Annotated in this window: 12 protein-coding genes; 9 read left to right on the forward strand and 3 right to left on the reverse strand. The window is 69.9% G+C overall.

Annotated features, from left to right (window positions below):
• Positions 1-143 precede the first annotated feature (143 nt).
• Positions 144-4088 carry a type VII secretion protein EccCa gene (eccCa, locus tag ADL34_RS21700; RefSeq protein ID WP_062669184.1) on the reverse strand — a complete coding sequence of 1315 codons (3945 nt, stop codon included), beginning with the start codon at positions 4086-4088 and terminating at the stop codon, positions 144-146.
• Positions 4089-4354: 266 nt separating this feature from the next.
• Between eccCa and eccD the strand changes: the two genes are divergently transcribed.
• From eccD to ADL34_RS21730, 6 genes are all read left to right on the forward strand, one after another.
• Positions 4355-5812, forward strand: a complete 1458-nt coding sequence (eccD, locus tag ADL34_RS21705; RefSeq protein ID WP_079034258.1) for a type VII secretion integral membrane protein EccD — start codon at positions 4355-4357, stop codon at positions 5810-5812.
• Positions 5813-6009: 197 nt separating this feature from the next.
• The gene (gene rpsO / locus ADL34_RS21710; RefSeq protein WP_030046008.1) at positions 6010-6297 is read left to right on the forward strand and encodes a 30S ribosomal protein S15; all 288 of its coding nucleotides are present in this window, start codon (positions 6010-6012) and stop codon (positions 6295-6297) included.
• Positions 6298-6631: 334 nt separating this feature from the next.
• Positions 6632-8851, forward strand: a complete 2220-nt coding sequence (locus ADL34_RS21715; RefSeq protein ID WP_062669183.1) for a polyribonucleotide nucleotidyltransferase — start codon at positions 6632-6634, stop codon at positions 8849-8851.
• On the forward strand, positions 8848-10227 hold the full coding sequence (locus ADL34_RS21720; RefSeq protein ID WP_062669182.1) for a M16 family metallopeptidase: 1380 nt from the start codon (positions 8848-8850) through the stop codon (positions 10225-10227). Before ADL34_RS21715 ends, ADL34_RS21720 begins: the two co-directional genes overlap by 4 nt.
• A 28-nt stretch (positions 10228-10255) precedes the next feature.
• Positions 10256-11008, forward strand: coding sequence for a 4-hydroxy-tetrahydrodipicolinate reductase (gene dapB / locus ADL34_RS21725; RefSeq protein WP_062669181.1), 753 nt, complete (start codon positions 10256-10258; stop codon positions 11006-11008).
• A gap of 14 nt (positions 11009-11022) precedes the next feature.
• Positions 11023-11475, forward strand: coding sequence for a tetratricopeptide repeat protein (locus ADL34_RS21730; protein WP_062669180.1), 453 nt, complete (start codon positions 11023-11025; stop codon positions 11473-11475).
• A gap of 59 nt (positions 11476-11534) precedes the next feature.
• On the opposite strand, the gene ADL34_RS21735 is transcribed toward ADL34_RS21730, so the two are convergent.
• Both ADL34_RS21735 and ADL34_RS21740 read right to left on the reverse strand, forming a co-directional pair.
• Entirely contained in the window at positions 11535-12092 is a 558-nt protein-coding gene (locus ADL34_RS21735) for a hypothetical protein (protein WP_062669179.1), read from the reverse strand.
• Between the two features lie 90 nt (positions 12093-12182).
• Positions 12183-12419 (reverse strand): hypothetical protein, encoded by a 237-nt coding sequence (locus ADL34_RS21740; RefSeq protein ID WP_062669178.1) that lies wholly within the window; start codon positions 12417-12419, stop codon positions 12183-12185.
• Positions 12420-12619: 200 nt separating this feature from the next.
• Between ADL34_RS21740 and thyX the strand changes: the two genes are divergently transcribed.
• The 3 genes from thyX (at position 12620) to ADL34_RS21755 (ending at position 16312) form a co-directional block, all read left to right on the forward strand.
• Positions 12620-13360 carry an FAD-dependent thymidylate synthase gene (gene thyX, locus ADL34_RS21745; protein WP_062669177.1) on the forward strand — a complete coding sequence of 247 codons (741 nt, stop codon included), beginning with the start codon at positions 12620-12622 and terminating at the stop codon, positions 13358-13360.
• A 213-nt stretch (positions 13361-13573) separates the two neighbouring features.
• Positions 13574-14473: a 4-hydroxy-tetrahydrodipicolinate synthase gene (dapA, locus tag ADL34_RS21750; RefSeq protein WP_062669176.1), complete on the forward strand. Its 900-nt coding sequence runs from the start codon at positions 13574-13576 to the stop codon at positions 14471-14473.
• 153 nt (positions 14474-14626) lie between these two features.
• Positions 14627-16312: a ribonuclease J gene (locus tag ADL34_RS21755; RefSeq protein WP_062669175.1), complete on the forward strand. Its 1686-nt coding sequence runs from the start codon at positions 14627-14629 to the stop codon at positions 16310-16312.
• Positions 16313-16565 lie beyond the last annotated feature (253 nt).

Consider the following 16565-nt stretch of genomic DNA (forward strand, 5'->3'; position numbering starts at 1 on the left):
CTCTGTCCCACCGCCACCATAACCGGGGCACCAGCCGCGGACCCAGCCCCGGGCCGGCCCGGGACAGCCCCGCGACATCCCCTGGACGCCGGAGGGGCGGCACCCTCCTCGGGTACCGCCCCACACACAAAAGCCGACAGCGCTCAGAACCGGTTCGGCAGCCACCCCGTCTGGATGAGCTGCCCCCCACGCCTGCGGGTGTGGAAGTACCCACGCCCCGGCGGCAACTGCGTCGCCGTGATGTTGCCGAGGAGCGCGCCCTCGGACCGGTCGCCGGAGAGCACGACACCCTGGGCGCCGAGCTCCCGCATCCGCTGCATCACCGGCTCGTACAGCGACCGGCTGGCACCGCCCGACGCCCGCGCGATGATCACGCGCAGACCGATGTCACGCGCGAACGGCAGGTACTCGAGCAGCGGAGCCAGCGGGTTCACGCCGGTCGCCACCAGGTCGTAGTCGTCGACGATGACGAACGCGTCCGGGCTGTTGTACCAGCTGCGGTTGCGCAGCTGCTCGGGCGTGACGTCCGGGCCGGGCATCCGGCGGTGCATCGAACCGGCCAGGCCCTCCAGCGTCTCGCTCAGGGCCGGCGCCGCCGCGCAGTAGCGCGACAGGTGCGACTCGGGCACGCCCTCCAGGTGGGCGCGACGGTAGTCACCCATGACGATCTTCGCCTGCTCCGGCGTGTACCGCTCGGTGATCTGCTTGATGAGCAGCCGCAGCATCGCCGACTTACCGGACTCGCTCTCACCGAACACGATGAACAGCGGGTCGGTCTCGAAGTCGACGAAGACCGGCGACAGCGAGGACTCGTCGATACCGATGGCGACACCGCGGTCCGGGTGCTCGAAGCCCTTCGGCAGCCGGTCCGCCGGCATCATCGTGGGCAGCAGGCGCACCGCCGGGGCGTGGCTGCCCTGCCAGTTGTCGTTGATGCCGCGGATCAGGATGGACGTGGCCTCGGACAGGTCCTCCGTCTCCGAGGAGCCGTCGACGCGCGGCAGACCCGCCATGAAGTGCAGCTTGTCCTGGGTCAGACCGCGGCCCGGCACGGTCGCCGGGACGTTCTGCGCGACCTTGCGGTCGATCTCGGACTCGGTGGGGTCGCCGAGCCGCAGCTCGATGCGGTTCTGGAGCATGTCCTTGAGCGCGGGCCGGACCTCGGTGTAGCGGCTGGCGGTGAGGATGACGTGCACGCCGAAGCCGAGGCCGCGTGTCGCGATCTCGGTGACGGACGCCTCCAGCTGCTCGTAGTCCGTCTTGAAGGTGGCCCAGCCGTCGACGACCAGGAACACGTCGCCCCAGGGCTGGTCGGGCAGCTGCCCCGCCGCCCGGCGCTGCCGGTAGGTGGTGATCGAGTCGACGTTGTTGGTGCGGAAGTACTCCTCGCGGGCGTTGAGGATGCCCTCGACCTCGCTGACCGTGCGGCGCACCTTCTCGGCGTCCAGACGGTTGGCGACGCCGCCGACGTGCGCCAGCTCCTCCATCGAGATCAGACCGCCACCACCGAAGTCCAGGCAGTAGAACTGCACTTCGGACGGTGTGTGGGTGAGGGCGAACGACGAGATCAGCGTGCGCAGCAGGGTCGACTTGCCGGACTGCGGGCCACCCACGAACAGACCGTGACCGGCACCGCCGGAGAAGTCCCGGTACAGCACGTCACGCCGCTGCTCGAACGGCTTGTCGACGAGGCCGACCGGTACGTTCAGCCGGCCCAGGGCCGTGTAGTCCGGTGCGGTCAGACCGCGGTCCTGGGTGACGGCGAGCTGCGGGAGCAGCTGCTCCAGCGACGGCGCCTCCTCCAGCGGCGGCAGCCACACCTGGTGGGCGGGCGGTCCCTGGTTGACCATGCGGCCGACGAGGACGTCGAGGACGGTGTCGGCCAGCGCGTCGTCGACGCGGTTCTCGGGCTCCGGCTCCTCCACGACGGGCTGCGGGGGCAGCGCCACCTGCTCCGCCGTGAACAGCGCGGGCCGCAGCTGCGTCGAACGGCTCACCCGCGACGGGCCCTCGCCGTGGTACGGCCCGGACACGTACGCGGCCTTGAAGCGGACCATCGTGTCGGTGTCGTAGCGCAGGTAGCCGGAGCCAGGGATCGACGGCAGGTGGTAGGCGTCGGGCACACCGATCGCCGTACGGGACTCGGCGGCGGAGAACGTCCGCAGACCGATCCGGTACGACAGGTAGGTGTCCAGACCGCGCAGCTTGCCCTCCTCCAGGCGCTGCGAGGCCAGCAGCAGGTGGATGCCCAGCGACCGGCCGATACGGCCGATCTGGATGAACATGTCGATGAAGTCGGGCTTGGCGGTGAGGAGTTCGGAGAACTCGTCGAGCACGATCACCAGAGAGGCCAGCGGCTCCAGCGCGGCGCCCGCGGCCCGGGCCTTCTCGTAGTCGTGCAGGTTGGCGTAGTTGCCCGCCGAGCGCAGCAGCTCCTGGCGGCGCTGCGTCTCACCCATGATCGAGTCGCGCATACGGTCGACCAGGGTGAGGTCGTCCGCCAGGTTGGTGATGACGGCCGCGGTGTGCGGCATGTCCGCCATGCCGGCGAAGGTCGCGCCACCCTTGAAGTCCGCGAGGATGAAGTTCAGCGTCTCCGAGGAGTGCGTGACCGCGAGACCGAGCACCAGCGTGCGCAGCACCTCGGACTTGCCGGAACCGGTGGCGCCGACGCACAGGCCGTGCGGGCCCATGCCCTCCTGGGAGGCCTCCTTGAGGTCGAGCATGACCGGTTCGCCGTTCTCGCCGACGCCGATCGGCACGCGCAGCCGCTCGTGCAGGGTGCGCGGCCGCCAGGTGCGGGAGACGTCGACCGTGCCGGCGTCGCCGATGCCCATCAGGTCGGTGAAGTCCAGGTTGGACAGCAGCGGTTCGCCCTCCTCCGCCGAGCCCACCCGGAACGGGGCGAGCTGGCGGGCCAGGGACTCGGCCTGCGCCACGTTGAGGACGTCCGGTCGGCCGCTGTACGCGGACTCGTGGCCGACGAACAGCCGCATCCGCTGCGGCTTCACGTACGCCGTGAGGCCGGCCCGCAGCTCCTCCTCCAGCTCGCCGGGGGCGATCTCCAGGAAGGTGACGCCCTGCAAGCCCTCGCTGCTGGCCAGCTCGGAGTCCGGGGGCACGGTGCCGCCGTCCAGGACGACGATCAGGTGCGGCTGGTCGTAGACGGGGTTCGCCTCGCGGTTCCAGCGCGGCCGGTCGTCCAACTGGTCCGCCAGCGACTCCTCCAGCTCGCCGAGGTCGTCGAAGAGGAGCCGGGTCGAGCCGGCGCCGTCCTTCACCTTCGGGTGCTGGCTGTGCGGCAGCCACTTGATCCAGTCCCACTCCTCCGCCGAGGACGGATGCGCCACGACGGCGATCATCAGGTCCTCGGGGGAGTGCAGCGTGGCCAGTTGGGACAGGGCCGCGCGGGCGTTGCCGTAGACCGTCTCCGTCTCGCCGCAGATCGTCACGTGGTAGAAGGCGCGCAGCGAGATCGCGACGGGCAGGTCGGACAGGCTGCCGTGCGCGTCGAGGAACGCCTTCATGGCGGCCGCCGTCAGCGGCTCCAGCTCCTCCTTGGGCGCCGTCTCGGGCGCCACCAGCGGGGTGTTGAGCTGCTGCACGCCGCGGCCGATGCGCACGGAGGCGAAGTCGCCGTCGGTCGGGCGCCGCTCCCACAGCCGCCTGCTGTCCGCCGCCACCGCCCACAGCTGCTCCGGGTCCGGATGCTGGAACAGCTGGCTCTGCCGCTGGAGTTCGGCGGTCTTGTGCACGTCCTTGCGGACCTGCTCCAGATAGCGGAAGTAGTCACGCCGGTCCTGCGCCATGCCCGCGCCGCCGCCCTGCCGCGACTTGGCGAACTGGGCTATGGCCATGGCCACCGTCGAGGCCAGCATCAGACCACCGACCACCCTCATGTACGAGGGCAGGTTGGGCATGAAGAAGAAGCCGACCGAACCCAGCATGCCCATCATGGGCAGCAGGTTCATCAGCATGCTCTCGTCGCCCTCGCGCGGAATCTCGGGCGGCGTCTCGAGTTTGACCTCGCCGTCCGGGACGGCCGGGGGCACTGTCCGCGGTGGTCGCTTGATGATGACGACGCTCACCGATGCACTCATCCTTCGCGATTGATACGTCCTGGCATTGACGCCCCCGTGTACCGCGACGTTCTGTTCGCGTAGGCGCCGTTCGCGTAGGCGTCGATCCTACTGATGCCGGAAGGGCCCCAGGGAGCCAGGAGGATGGAGATGCGGCGCAGGTCCTGGGAGGAATGCGGGAGGTCCCCCCTGAGGCGGGTGCCACAACGGATAGGGTGGCCAACCGCGTCGTACGAGCGACGCGAAGAAGCCTTGTCTAGCAGGGGGAACACCAGGTGAGCACGGGGACTTCGACAGGTTTCTGCCGAATCACCATCGCAGCACCGGACAGCCGTGTCGACGTCGCGCTGCCCGAGGACCTGCCGATCCAGGACCTCTTTCCCGAGATCGTGAGGCTCTCGGGCCTGGTCCAGTCGGACACCAGCCCCTCGGGTTACCACCTCGTCACCCGTGAGGGACAGGTGCTCGACGCCAGCCGTTCGTTGCTGGAGCACCGGGTCAGGGACGGCGAGGTGCTGCTGCTGCGCACCTTCGCGGACTCGCTGCCGCCGGCCGTGCACGACGACGTGGTGGACGCCATCGCCGCCGCCGTCAAGCAGGACCTGCGCAGCTGGAACGACAACCTGATGCGGCTCGCCGGCCTCGTCGCCGGGTCCCTGCTGCTGGTCATGCTCGGTTTCGTGTTCTGGTTCGCCGACCCGGTCCGGCACGACATGCACGGACTGCAGGGCATCCTCGCCGGTGTCACCGCGATCGCCCTGACCGCCCTCGCCGGTGTCCGCGCCCGTGTCTACGACGACCGGGGCTCCGCCGTCGCCCTCGGCATCTCGGCACTGCCGCACGCGCTGATCGCCGGCTCCGGCGCCATCCCGCAGGACGCGGGGGAGGGCCCCGGACGCATCCAGTTCCTGGTCGGCTGCGTCGCCGTGCTCCTCGTCTCCGTCGTCCTGATCATGCTGCTGCCGCAGGGCGACGCCCCGTTCGTGGCCGCCGCGCTCGCCTCCGCGATCGGCACGCTCGCCGTGTTCTGCGGGGTGCTCACCGAGGCCGAGCCCCGCGAGATCGCCGCCGGCACCGCCGTCGTCGCCCTGGCCGTCGTCGGCTTCCTGCCCGGCTGGTCGGCCCGCTTCGCCAAGCTCCCCATCGGCTTCCGCAACCCCGAGGACCTGGCCCGCGCCCGCCGCGAGGGCCGCGACGGGGACCTGGAGGCCGTCGACGTCCAGCGCATCGTCGCCCAGACCAGCCGCGGCCACGAGCTCCTGCTCGGCCTGGTCGGCGGATGCGCCGCGGTCATCGTCGGCTCCGCCGGCGCCGTGCTCGGCTTCAGCGACAGCGGCTGGGCCCAGCTGCTCGCCCTGTGCACCGGCCTGGCCGCGATGCTGCGCGCCCGGCTCTTCCGCTATACCGCGCAGGTGACGTGCCTGTTCGTGGCCGGCGTCGTCACCCTCGCCCTGCTGGTCCTCGGCCTCGCGATCTCTCCGCCGGCCGACATCATCATGGACCTGCTCCAGGGCAACTCCGGACCGGTCGACGTACGCACCCTCTGGCTCGGAGCCTCCGTCGGCGCGGGCGTCCTCCTGCTCATCGCGATCGCCCTGATCGTGCCGCAGAAGGGGCTGTCGCCCTTCTGGGGCCGCATGCTGGACCTCGCCGACTCGCTGGTGCTGCTCTCCCTGGTGCCGATCTGCCTGGCCGTCCTCGACGTGTACGCCGAGGTCCGCGGCGGATTCTGACCCGGTCGCTGCCGGGGAGGGCCCCGTCCGGGGGCGTGCCTCGGGGCTGGTACGCTGTGTGACGGCCGTTTGTGTACGCGCCCCCGGTCCACCTGGGGGCTGCGCCCAGCGGATCCCCGCCTCCCGAGTCACGGAAGCTCCCCTGAGATGCAGACCAGGGGCACTCGGTGGCAACAGAAGACACCCAAGGAGTACGCGTGCCGCTCGACGCCGCTACGAAGAAGCAGATCATCAGCGAGTTCGGCCAGAAGGAGGGCGACACCGGCTCCCCCGAGGTCCAGGTCGCCATGCTCTCCCGTCGGATCTCCGACCTGACCGAGCACCTCAAGACCCACAAGCACGACCACCACTCCCGTCGTGGTCTGCTGATCCTGGTCGGTCAGCGTCGCCGCCTTCTGCAGTACCTGGCCAAGAAGGACATCCAGCGCTTCCGTACGCTGGTCGACCGCCTCGGCATCCGCCGCGGTGCGGCGGGCGCCAAGTAGGACGCCATGAGGGGAGCGGTTCCCGACGACTCGGGGGCCGCTCCCTTTGCCGTACATGCGGAAACCGCCCGCACGTGCGGAAACATGCGGACTGTCACTCACGCTTTGTAGTGTGGTAGCACAACGCATGACGTGGAACACGGAACGATGTGGTCCACGGCACGAGGAGAAGCGCGCCTAGCCGCCGCCGGTCCTCGGTAGTGGCCCCCGGGGGGAAGCGATCCCCGGGTGCTTCGATCGAAGACCGGCCCGCACCGAGCGCTTCTCCGCCACCGTCCCCCTGCCACACGGGCAGCCGGCGGACAAAAGACGACAAGTAACGGAGAAAACGCTAGTGGAGAACGAGACCCACTACGCCGAGGCCGTCATCGACAACGGCTCCTTCGGCACCCGCACCATCCGCTTCGAGACGGGCCGGCTGGCCAAGCAGGCCGCCGGTTCCGCCGTGGCGTACCTGGACGACGACACCATGGTGCTGTCGGCCACCACCGCCTCCAAGAACCCCAAGGACCAGCTCGACTTCTTCCCCCTCACGGTGGACGTCGAGGAGCGGATGTACGCGGCCGGCAAGATCCCCGGCAGCTTCTTCCGCCGTGAGGGCCGTCCCTCCGAGGACGCCATCCTCACCTGCCGCCTGATCGACCGCCCGCTGCGCCCCTCCTTCAAGAAGGGCCTGCGCAACGAGATCCAGGTCGTCGCCACGATCATGGCGCTCAACCCCGACCACCTGTACGACGTCGTGGCGATCAACGCCGCGTCCGCGTCGACGCAGCTGGCCGGCCTGCCCTTCTCCGGCCCGATCGGCGGCGTCCGCGTCGCGCTGATCAACGGCCAGTGGGTCGCCTTCCCCACGCACACCGAGCTCGAGGACGCCGTCTTCGACATGGTCGTCGCGGGCCGCACCCTGGAGGACGGCGACGTCGCGATCATGATGGTCGAGGCCGAGGCCACCGACAAGACCATCCAGCTGGTCAAGGGCGGTGCCGAGGCGCCGACCGAGGAGGTCGTCGCCGCCGGTCTCGAGGCCGCGAAGCCCTTCATCAAGGTCCTGTGCAAGGCCCAGGCCGACCTCGCCGCGAAGGCCGCCAAGCCGACCGGCGAGTTCCCGATCTTCCTCGACTACCAGGACGACGTCCTGGAGGCGCTCTCCGCCGCCGTCCGCCCGGAGCTCGCCTCCGCGCTGACCATCGCCGGCAAGCAGGAGCGCGAGGCCGAGCTGGACCGCGTCAAGGCGCTCGCCGCCGAGAAGCTCCTCCCGGAGTTCGAGGGCCGCGAGAAGGAGATCTCCGCCGCGTACCGCTCCCTGACCAAGCAGCTCGTCCGCGAGCGCGTGATCAAGGAGAAGAAGCGCATCGACGGCCGCGGCGTCACGGACATCCGTACGCTCGCCGCCGAGGTCGAGGCCATCCCGCGCGTGCACGGCTCCGCGGTGTTCGAGCGTGGCGAGACCCAGATCCTGGGCGTCACCACCCTCAACATGCTCCGCATGGAGCAGCAGCTGGACACCCTCTCCCCGGTGACCCGCAAGCGCTACATGCACAACTACAACTTCCCGCCGTACTCCACCGGCGAGACCGGCCGCGTCGGCTCCCCGAAGCGCCGCGAGATCGGCCACGGCGCCCTCGCCGAGCGCGCCCTGGTCCCGGTCCTGCCGACCCGCGAGGAGTTCCCCTACGCGATCCGCCAGGTCTCCGAGGCGCTGAGCTCCAACGGCTCGACGTCCATGGGCTCGGTCTGCGCCTCCACCATGTCGCTGCTGAACGCCGGTGTGCCGCTGAAGGCCCCCGTCGCCGGTATCGCCATGGGCCTGATCTCCCAGGAGATCGAGGGCGAGACGCACTACGTCACCCTCACCGACATCCTCGGTGCGGAGGACGCCTTCGGCGACATGGACTTCAAGGTCGCCGGCACCAAGGAGTTCGTGACCGCCCTCCAGCTCGACACCAAGCTGGACGGCATCCCGGCCTCCGTCCTGGCCGCGGCCCTGAAGCAGGCCCGTGACGCCCGCCTCCACATCCTCGACGTGATGATGGAAGCGATCGACACGCCGGACGAGATGTCCCCGAACGCGCCGCGGATCATCACCGTGAAGATCCCGGTCGACAAGATCGGTGAGGTCATCGGCCCCAAGGGCAAGATGATCAACCAGATCCAGGAGGACACCGGCGCCGAGATCACGATCGAGGACGACGGCACCATCTACATCGGTGCCGCCGACGGCCCGGCCGCCGAGGCCGCCCGCGCCACGATCAACGGCATCGCCAACCCGACCATGCCGGAGGTCGGCGAGCGCTACCTGGGCACCGTCGTGAAGACGACGACCTTCGGCGCGTTCGTCTCGCTGCTGCCCGGCAAGGACGGTCTGCTGCACATCTCGCAGATCCGCAAGCTCGCCGGTGGCAAGCGCGTGGAGAACGTCGAGGACGTCCTCGGCGTGGGCCAGAAGGTCCAGGTCGAGATCGCCGAGATCGACTCCCGCGGGAAGCTCTCCCTCGTCCCCGTGATCGAGGGCGAAGAGGACTCCGCCGACAAGAAGGACGACGCCGACAAGTGACGTCCAGTAGCTCCACGACGACGGCCCGCACCTCCTCGGAGGCGCGGGCCGTCGCCCGTACCCAAACCCTGATCAAGGGACGGAACGGCATCGGCACGGTCCGCAAGACCACCCTCCCCGGCGGTCTGCGCATCGTCACCGAGACCCTGCCCTCGGTCCGCTCGGCGACCTTCGGCATCTGGGCGCACGTCGGCTCCCGCGACGAGACGCCCGCGCTGAACGGCGCCACGCACTACCTGGAACACCTGCTGTTCAAGGGCACCGCCCGCCGGTCCGCCCTGGACATCTCCGCCGCGGTCGACGCGGTGGGCGGCGAGATGAACGCCTTCACGGCGAAGGAGTACACGTGCTACTACGCGCGCGTGCTCGACACCGACCTGCCGCTCGCCATCGACGTCGTCTGCGACATGCTGACCGGCTCGCTGATCCGCGAGGAGGACGTCGACGTCGAGCGCGGCGCCATCCTCGAGGAGATCGCCATGACCGAGGACGACCCGGGCGACTGCGTGCACGACCTGTTCGCGCACACCATGTTCGGCGACAACCCCCTCGGCCGCCCCGTCCTCGGCACCGTCGACACCGTCAACGCGCTCACCGCCGACCGCATCCGCCGCTTCTACAAGAAGCACTACGACCCGACGCACCTGGTCGTGGCCGCCGCGGGCAACGTCGACCACCAGAAGGTCGTCCGGCAGGTCCGCGCCGCCTTCGAGAAGGCGGGCGCCTTCAAGGACCCGGCGGCCGCCCCCATCGCCCCGCGCGACGGACGGCGCAGCATCCGGGCGGCCGGCCGCGTCGACCTGATCGGCCGCAAGACCGAGCAGGCGCACGTCGTCCTCGGCATGCCCGGCCTGGCCCGCACAGACGAACGCCGTTGGGCGCTCGGCGTCCTCAACACCGCCCTCGGCGGCGGCATGTCCTCCCGGCTCTTCCAGGAGGTCCGCGAGAAGCGCGGCCTGGCCTACAGCGTGTACTCGTACACGTCCGGCTTCGCCGACTGCGGCCTCTTCGGGGTGTACGCCGGCTGCCGGCCCTCGCAGGTCCACGACGTGCTGAAGATCTGCCGGGACGAGCTCGACCAGGTCGCCGAGCACGGCCTGTCCGACGACGAGATCGACCGCGCCATCGGCCAGCTCCGCGGCTCCACGGTCCTCGGCCTGGAGGACACCGGCGCGCTGATGAACCGTATCGGCAAGAGCGAGCTGTGCTGGGGGGAGCAGATGTCCGTCGACGACATGCTGTCCCACATCGCTGCCGTGACCCCCGACGACGTGCGCGCGGTCGCCCGCGACATCCTGGGCGTGCGGCCCTCGCTGTCGGTCATCGGTCCGCTCAAGGACAAGCAGGCGGCCCGGCTGCACGACGCCGTCGCCTGACCATCCCCGGTTGAAGGAAGCACAAGAGATGAGCAAGCTGCGCGTGGCGGTCCTCGGCGCCAAGGGCCGGATCGGCTCCGAGGCGGTACGGGCGGTCGAGGCCGCCGAGGACATGGAGCTGGTCGCCGCCCTGAGCCGGGGCGACCAGCTGGAGACCCTGGCGGAGACGGGTGCCCAGGTCGCGGTCGAACTGACCACGCCGGACTCGGTGATGGCCAACCTGGAGTACTGCGTCGGCCACCGCATCCACGCCGTCGTCGGCACGACCGGCTGGACCGACGACCGTCTCGCGCAGCTCCGCGGCTGGCTCGACGCCTCCCCGAAGACGGGTGTGCTCATCGCGCCGAACTTCTCCATCGGCGCCGTCCTGACGATGAGGTTCGCGCAGATCGCCGCGCCGTACTTCGAGTCCGTCGAGGTCGTCGAACTGCACCACCCGAAGAAGGTCGACGCCCCCTCCGGGACCGCCACCCGCACCGCTCAGCTCATCGCCGAGGCACGCCGGGCGGCGGGCACGGCACCGGCCCCGGACGCCACGGAGACGGCCCTGGAGGGCGCCCGCGGCGCCAGCGTCGACGGGATCCCGGTCCACGCGGTCCGGCTGCGCGGCCTGCTCGCCCACCAGGAGGTCCTCCTCGGCGGCGAGGGCGAGACCCTCACCGTCCGCCACGACTCCCTGCACCACAGCAGCTTCATGCCGGGCATCCTGCTCGGCGCGCGGCGGGTGGTGACCACTCCGGGCCTGACCTTCGGCCTGGAGCACTTCCTCGACCTGAGCTGACACGAGACCCACTGATGCGCGCGAAGATCTCCTACGCCGTGACGGCCGCCGTCCTGGTCGTCTACTTCGTCCTGGTCGGCAGCCGGGGCGTCATGCTCATCCAGTCCGGCACCGTCATCACGGTCACCTTCGGAGTGGCCGTGCTGATCTTGCCGGTCATCGGCGTCTGGTTCCTGTGGAAGAACACCCAGTTCGTCCGCCGGGCCAACGCCCTGGCCGCCGAGCTCGACGCCGAGGGCGGCCTGCCCCCCGACGAGCTGCGGCGCACCCCCAGCGGCCGTATCGACCGCGACTCCGCCGACGAGGTCTTCACCCGGCGCAAGGCCGAGACCGAGGCCGCCCCCGACGACTGGCGCAGCTGGTTCCGCCTCGCCGTCGCCTACCACGACGCCCGTGACACCCCGCGGGCCCGCAAGGCCATGCAGCGCGCCATCGCCCTGCACGACGGCAGGACCGTCGACGCCTGACCCGCATGCGTGAGGGGCCGGCCCACCACCGTGGACCGGCCCCTCACGCGCGCTCCGGTTCAGCCGCGCGCGTTCTCCGCGGCCCACGCCTCGACGGCGTCGGTGGCCCGGTCGAACGCGGCGAGACGGGCGAGGAAGTCCGCGCTGTGCGTGGTCATCAGCACCGGCATGTCGTCCGCCGCCCCCCGCCCCTGGCGTACGAGGAGCAGCGCCTGCCCCTGCACGGTCCGGGGAAGCCCCAGCCAGCGCACCGGCTGCTGCACCGTCCGCACGGTGGCCACCTGCTGCCAGGGCACCGTGCGTGTGGTGAGGAACCGGACGTGGCGCAGGCCCTGGGAGCTCACCCACACGCCGATGCGCAGCAGACGCAGCGCCCCGCCGATGATGACGAGCGCCATGCCGAACACGGTGGCGGCCGCGGTCATGGTGCCGGTCAGGGCGATGACGACCGCGGCGAACAGCACGTAGGAGGCGAGCAGCAGCCAGAGCGCTGCCGCGCCCACCCGCCACGGCCCGGGACGGTAGGGCCGCCGCCAGCGCTCGTGGTCGTCGAAGGGCAGCGCGACGTCGTCGGCTGCCTCGAACGCGCGGTCGGCCGTCAGGAAGGGCAGGGGCACGGCTGGTCCTCACTCAATCCATGCATGGGCTGTGCCCGGTGAGGCTACCGAGACGGATGAGCACTCACCACCCTTGGGGGTCCGAAGGGGTCAGCGCCAGTCGGACGCCTGCGACTGCTGGGTGCCGGAGTGGGTGTCGGTCGACAGGGCCGGCGTGCCGATCACCAGGGAGCCGACGAGACCGGCGACGAGGGTGAGACCGAGCAGGGCGCGGCCTGCCAGTTGCCCCAGGGTGGGCCGCTCACGGGGTGGGGGAGTGACATTGCTGCGGAACCGGTCGGCCTCGGCGACGAAGGCGAAGGGAACGGGCTCGCGCCGGCGAAGCATGGGGAGTCGTCTCCTCTCGGGATGCGTAGGGGTGATCGTCATCAGGACAGACGAACGAATGCCCCAATCGGTGCCCGGTTTCACCGAATTCACAGAAATTCGCCGGCGTATGTCGCGACCCGGCACCGATCGCCCCGTTGTCAGAGCCGGGCCGTAGAGTGGGCGCCGCCCGAAGCCGTGATGGAAGGACCTCCCCCGCCGTGACCGACACCCCCGCCGCCGACCTCAAACCCAGCTTCCGCAGCGATGTCACCGTGGAGCTGGTCAAGCACAGCGCGGCCGACTCCGACGTGCTGTGGGCCGCCCGTGTCTCCACCGCCGGCGAGCAGTCCCTGGACGAGCTGAAGAAGGACCCGGAGCGCTCCAAGGGCCTGATCAACTACCTGATGCGGGACCGGCACGGCAGCCCCTTCGAGCACAACTCGATGACCTTCTTCATCAGCGCCCCGATCTTCGTCTTCCGCGAGTTCATGCGGCACCGCGTGGGCTGGTCGTACAACGAGGAGAGCGGCCGCTACCGGGAGCTCCAGCCCGTCTTCTACGTCCCGGACGAGTCCCGCAAGCTCGTGCAGGAGGGCCGCCCCGGCAAGTACGTCTTCGTGGAGGGCACCCAGGCCCAGCAGGAGCTCGTCGGCCGCGTCATGGAGGACTCCTACCGGCAGGCGTACGAGGCGTACCAGGAGATGCTGGCCGCCGGCGTCGCCCGCGAGGTCGCCCGCTCGGTCCTCCCGGTCGGCCTGTTCTCCTCGATGTACGCCACGTGCAACGCACGCTCGCTGATGCACTTCCTGGGCCTGCGCACCCAGCACGAGCTGGCCAAGGTCCCGTCCTTCCCGCAGCGCGAGATCGAGATGGTCGGGGAGCGCATGGAGGAGGAGTGGGCCAGGCTCATGCCGCTCACGTACGCCGCCTTCAACGCGAACGGCCGGGTGGCGCCGTAACACGACCGCCCCGAAGCGGTCGGTACGGCAGCGCGGCGTCAGCCTCGCGAAGTGTCCGTATTGCGGCATTTAGAGAAGTTCATCTAGCCTGATCAAACGGACCCGGCACTGCTTGAACCCCCGAGCAGGCAGTGCCGGGCTCCTTATTTGTCCTGACTTTGCCGCACCCCCCGAGGGCAGACCCGGCCGTGCGCAACGAGTAGCGTGTAACCCATGGCTCCGACCTCGACTCCGCAGACCCCCTTCGGGCGGGTCCTCACCGCCATGATCACGCCCTTCACGGCGGACGGCGTACTCGATCTCGACGGCGCGCAGCGGCTCGCCACGCACCTGGTGGACGCAGGCAATGACGGCCTGATCATCAACGGCACCACCGGTGAGTCGCCCACCACGAGCAACGCGGAGAAAAAGGACCTCGTACGCGCCGTGCTGGAGGCCGTCGGCGACCGGGCGCACGTGGTGGCCGGGGTCGGCACCAACGACACCCGGCACAGCCTGGAGCTCGCCCACGACGCGGAGCAGGTGGGCGCTCACGGCCTGCTGGTCGTCACGCCGTACTACAACAAGCCCCCGCAGGAGGGCCTGTACCGGCACTTCAAGGCCATCGCCGACAGCACCGGCCTGCCCGTCATGCTCTACGACATCCCCGGCCGCAGCGGTGTCCCGATCAGCACCGAGACGATCGTCCGGCTCGCCGAGCACCCGCGCATCGTGGCCAACAAGGACGCCAAGGGCGACCTCGGCCGCGCCAGCTGGACCATCGCCCGCTCCGGCCTCGCCTGGTACTCCGGCGACGACATGCTGAACCTGCCGCTGCTCTCCGTGGGCGCCGTCGGCTTCGTCTCCGTCGTCGGCCACGTCGTCACCCCGGACCTGCGCGCGCTCATCGAGGCGTACACCTCCGGTGACGTGCAGAAGGCCACCGAGATCCACCAGAAGCTGCTCCCGGTCTACACCGGCATGTTCCGCACGCAGGGCGTCATGACCACCAAGGCGGCACTCACCCTCCAGGGCCTGCCCGCGGGACCGCTGCGGGCCCCCATGGTGGAGTGCTCCCCCGAGGAGATCGAGCAGCTCAAGATCGATCTTGCCGCCGGCGGGGTACAGCTCTAAACACAGACTTCGCGCGCGAGCCGCGCACCTGACTTCACAACTGAATAGGCAGGCCACCGGTGCCTGCACCCCACAACGACAACTGCTTCTGCACGAACGTCATGCGCGCCACGTGCCCAACCGGTACGTGGCGCGTGTGGTGAGGAGAGTCTTTTGAGTCATCCGCATCCTGAACTGGCCCCGCCCCCGCCGCTCCCCGAAGGCGGCCTGCGGGTCACCCCGCTCGGCGGCCTCGGCGAGATCGGCCGGAACATGACCGTCTTCGAGTACGGCGGCCGCCTGCTGATCGTCGACTGCGGAGTGCTCTTCCCCGAGGAGGAGCAGCCCGGAATCGACCTGATCCTGCCGGACTTCTCGTCCATCAGGGACCGCCTCGACGACATCGAGGGCATCGTCCTCACGCACGGCCACGAGGACCACATCGGCGGTGTCCCCTTCCTGCTGCGCGAGAAGCCGGACATCCCGCTGATCGGCTCCAAGCTGACCCTGGCCCTCATCGAGGCCAAGCTCCAGGAGCACCGCATCCGCCCGTACACCCTCGAGGTGTCCGAGGGGAACCGCGAGCGCATCGGCCCCTTCGACTGCGAGTTCGTCGCGGTCAACCACTCCATCCCGGACGCCCTCGCCGTGGCCATCCGCACCCCCGCGGGCATGGTGGTCCACACGGGCGACTTCAAGATGGACCAGCTCCCGCTGGACAACCGGCTGACCGACCTGCACGCCTTCGCACGTCTGAGCGAAGAAGGCATCGACCTTCTCCTCTCCGACTCCACGAACGCGGAGGTGCCGGGCTTCACCCCGCACGAGCGGGACATCTCCAACGTCCTGCGCCAGGTCTTCGCGGGCGCCCGCAAGCGCGTGATCGTGGCCAGCTTCGCCAGTCACGTCCACCGCATCCAGCAGATCCTGGACGCCGCCCATGAGTACGGCCGCCGGGTCGCCTTCGTCGGCCGCTCGATGGTCCGCAACATGGGCATCGCCCGCGACCTCGGCTACCTGAAGGTCCCGCCGGGCCTGGTCGTCGACGTCAAGACGCTCGACGACCTCCCGGACAGCGAAGTGGTCCTCGTCTGTACGGGTTCCCAGGGCGAACCGATGGCCGCGCTCTCCCGGATGGCCAACCGCGACCACCAGATCCGGGTCGTCCAGGGCGACACCGTGATCCTGGCGTCGTCGCTCATCCCGGGCAATGAGAACGCGGTCTACCGCGTGATCAACGGCCTGACCCGCTGGGGCGCCAACGTCGTCCACAAGGGCAACGCCAAGGTCCACGTCTCGGGCCACGCCTCGGCCGGCGAGCTGCTGTACTTCTACAACATCTGCCGCCCGAAGAACCTGATGCCGGTCCACGGCGAATGGCGCCACCTGCGCGCCAACGCCGAGCTGGGCGCCCTGACCGGAGTTCCGCACGACCGCATCGTCATCGCCGAGGACGGCGTCGTCGTCGACCTCGTCGAGGGCAAGGCCAAGATCTCGGGCAAGGTCCAGGCCGGATACGTCTACGTCGACGGCCTCTCCGTCGGTGACGTGGGTGAGCCGGCTCTGAAGGACCGCAAGATCCTCGGCGACGAGGGCATCATCTCGGTCTTCGTGGTGGTGGACTCCTCCACCGGCAAGATCACGGGTGGCCCGCACATCCAGGCCCGCGGCTCCGGTATCGAGGACTCGGCCTTCGCGGACGTGATCCCGAGGATCACCGAGTCCCTGGAACGCTCGGCCCAGGACGGTGTGGTCGAACCGCACCAGATGCAGCAACTGGTGCGCCGGACCCTCGGCAAGTGGGTCTCGGACACCTACCGGCGCCGGCCGATGATCCTGCCGGTGGTCGTGGAGGTCTGACGACCCGTCGGCCCACGGCCGCGTGACTCAGGAGCGGGGCGCCTCGATTTGCATCGGGGCGCCCCGCTCCAGTACGTTTACGGCTCCGCCCGAGGGGAACCCGGCCACTTCATGTGCCCGGAGCGCCCCGCAGGGGGCGGGAAATCCGACTCAGAACTTCTGATAAAGTCGGAACCGCCGGAAAGGGAAACGCGGAAGCGGGAACCTGGAAAGCACCGAGGAAATCGGATCGGAAAGATCTGATAGAGTCGGA

Source organism: Streptomyces sp. NRRL WC-3605 (genome assembly GCF_001509795.1).
In the GTDB taxonomy this organism is placed as follows: Bacteria; Actinomycetota; Actinomycetes; order Streptomycetales; family Streptomycetaceae; genus Streptomyces; species Streptomyces viridochromogenes.

Coding starts and splice junctions, on each gene's coding strand:
- dapB (WP_062669181.1), top strand. CDS start 10,256: ATGAGCAAGCTGCGCGTGGCGGTCCTCGGCGCCAAGGGCCGGATCGGC.
- ADL34_RS21730 (WP_062669180.1), top strand. CDS start 11,023: ATGCGCGCGAAGATCTCCTACGCCGTGACGGCCGCCGTCCTGGTCGTC.
- ADL34_RS21740 (WP_062669178.1), bottom strand. CDS start 12,419: ATGCTTCGCCGGCGCGAGCCCGTTCCCTTCGCCTTCGTCGCCGAGGCC.
- dapA (WP_062669176.1), top strand. CDS start 13,574: ATGGCTCCGACCTCGACTCCGCAGACCCCCTTCGGGCGGGTCCTCACC.